Below are 2,230 nucleotides of genomic sequence, written 5' to 3'. Positions count from 1 at the left end.
ACATTCAGGTGAGTATGAGCAGAAAAGGTGATTGTTACGACAACTCGATGATCGAGAGCTTTTGGGCAACACTCAAGAAAGAGTGTGCTGAGAAGGCTATTTTTCCCAGCCGCCATGAAGCCACGACGGGTCAGCGTGGTCTTCTGGCCACAAACCTCGCGCCCGCAGGTTCCCTCCCCACCTGTGAACGGGCCTCCACAACCCTTTCCTCCCCCCATTCACCCCGTGCTCTGGCGTGATTGGCCACGCTGTTGCATTCGACGGAACTGGTTAAAGGTGATTCGCTCCGAAACCGTAGAAATATCTCTGGGGACCTCGCCTGAGCCTGCATCTTCAGATAGGAAGCAGGTGATGACGCGAGCAGAGCGCGCACATTGGCGTTTCACCTGGCACCAGCGCCTGGCCCGCAACGTTCGTCCCTCCACAGCCTCACCCGTGACGCTCACCCTTCACGGCCTGCCAGCCACGTTTGCCCACGGCTATGGATTTGCTTTCCTTGACACCGCGTAACCATTGAGCACGAGCCTCCTCTTCTTCCCCTCACCGATGCGGTTTTATCTGGATATGCTTCTTTTATTGATGTGTGTCTATTCACTCTCTCTTTTTTCAGATGGATATCCTTTCTGTCCGCTCGTTTCAATCTCGCCGCACATCCTGCTGTCGGTTTTTCGCTTCAAGAACGATGGCGCTCAAGGAGCGCGACGATCTCGGTGCGCTGGAAATGGTGCGCCCATCCCATTGCCGTTGACTGAAACGCCGCGTCCTTGATTCCCAGATCATTGGGGACCGTGAGCAGAAGCTTTGCCAACTCAAGATCACCCCGTTCGATCGCGATCTGTAGCGGGGTCGCGTGCCATTCCCCTCCCTGGAGATTCACTAGTTCCGGATGTTCCGTCAGTAAGCGTGGGATCTGCTCTTTCCACCCCAGATCCCACGCGGAAAGCAGACCCAGGGGAACCCCCTGCTCGACCAACCAGGTCGCGGATTCCGGCTGTTGACAACGAACCGCGATATCCAGAGGCGTCAAACCGCCTGATGATGGTTCACGCAAGGCTTTCTCTTCAAGGCGTTTTCCTGTCTCGTCGAGGGTCAGGATATCGCCTCGTCCGACGGCTTCGAGAAACCTCACCAGATCTGTGGTGGGCACAGGAGCAGTGAGCGTTTGAACAGGGAGAAACCAGGTGTAACCGTATCCCATCGACTGAAACCCGACGCGCCGATAGACCGGCTCTCCCATGGGCGAGGCATTAAGCACGACATGACGGCATCCTATCTGCTGCGCCAGCGCACAGGCTGCTTGCGCCAGCGCGGTCCCAATTCCCTGCCGGCGCGCGGAAGGCACCACACCCATGCCGAACAAGCCTGCTATTCCCCATTGGCCTGCGGTGACATTGAGCAGACATCGTCCCACGATCTGATGCTCCTGGAACGCGACCAGGCTTGGCGCGTGATCCGGATAGGCACGATGCAACGCGGCAAGCACAGGCGCATCGTGCGGGTCGTAGTTGGGAAGATCATCGACCTGCCAGACCGGCTCGTTTTCGACGATCTGGATGTCGAAGGGGGAAGGATGATTCCTGTGGAAATGACGAAGATCACACCACATCCAATGCGGTTGCCAGTTCGGGGCAAACCCACGCGCGAACAACTGTGCCCCGAGATCTCCCGGAGGCACTGGGGACAAATACCAGCAGATCGCCTCGCCCTGTGGTTGCCGATCTCGATACCAGTCCAGGATGCAATTGATGTGCTCGCCGATCTGTAAAGGATCCACGGAAGCAATCGTCATATGACCATCCGCTCCCATCACTCCTCCTTCTCGAACGATGTTCCCACCACCTGCTTGTGTCAGGCGCTCGTACCATGCCTGGACATTCAGGCTTAGCGCCTGCCAGCGTCGATCAGGGGTGGGATCTTCTTCCAGAAAAAGCTGTTCTGGTCGTTGCCTCTTCCTCATGGTTCTCTCTTTCCTGCCAAAAAATGGTTGCTCCCTTTTTCTCTTCTTTTTTTGCTCGTGAAATGAGGCAATCCGAGCGTTTTTTATCTCCTTCAGTTTCTCCCATCAAGGATGGAGCATCTCGTAGGTTCGTTCAATATGTACGCTTTTTATAATGCCCCTAGAAATTCAGACAGAAAAAAGTTGGCTCGTAAGATAAAATTGATTCATGGAAAAGCAAAAAAGAAAACAACACACGGCAGAATTTAAGGCAAAAGTAGTAAAGGAGATTTT

Annotated in this window: 3 protein-coding genes; 2 read left to right on the top strand and 1 reads right to left on the bottom strand. The window is 54.8% G+C overall.

The genetic code is table 11. The features are described 5' to 3' along the window. Both F1593_RS29755 and F1593_RS28800 read left to right on the top strand, forming a co-directional pair. The coding region (locus F1593_RS29755; protein WP_149404797.1) for an integrase core domain-containing protein at positions 1 to 239 on the top strand (239 nt) is incomplete at its 5' end. A 112-nt stretch (positions 240 to 351) separates the two neighbouring features. Continuing rightward, the gene (locus F1593_RS28800; RefSeq protein WP_172632524.1) at positions 352 to 510 is read left to right on the top strand and encodes a hypothetical protein; all 159 of its coding nucleotides are present in this window, start codon (positions 352 to 354) and stop codon (positions 508 to 510) included. A 163-nt stretch (positions 511 to 673) separates the two neighbouring features. On the opposite strand, the gene F1593_RS27780 is transcribed toward F1593_RS28800, so the two are convergent. After that, positions 674 to 1,957 carry a GNAT family N-acetyltransferase gene (locus F1593_RS27780; RefSeq protein WP_149404796.1) on the bottom strand — a complete coding sequence of 428 codons (1,284 nt, stop codon included), beginning with the start codon at positions 1,955 to 1,957 and terminating at the stop codon, positions 674 to 676. Between the last annotated feature and the right edge of the window lie 273 nt (positions 1,958 to 2,230).

It is taken from the genome of Dictyobacter arantiisoli, assembly GCF_008326305.1.
Taxonomy (GTDB): Bacteria; Chloroflexota; Ktedonobacteria; order Ktedonobacterales; family Ktedonobacteraceae; genus Dictyobacter; species Dictyobacter arantiisoli.
This window is presented reverse-complemented; position numbering and strand designations above follow the sequence as displayed.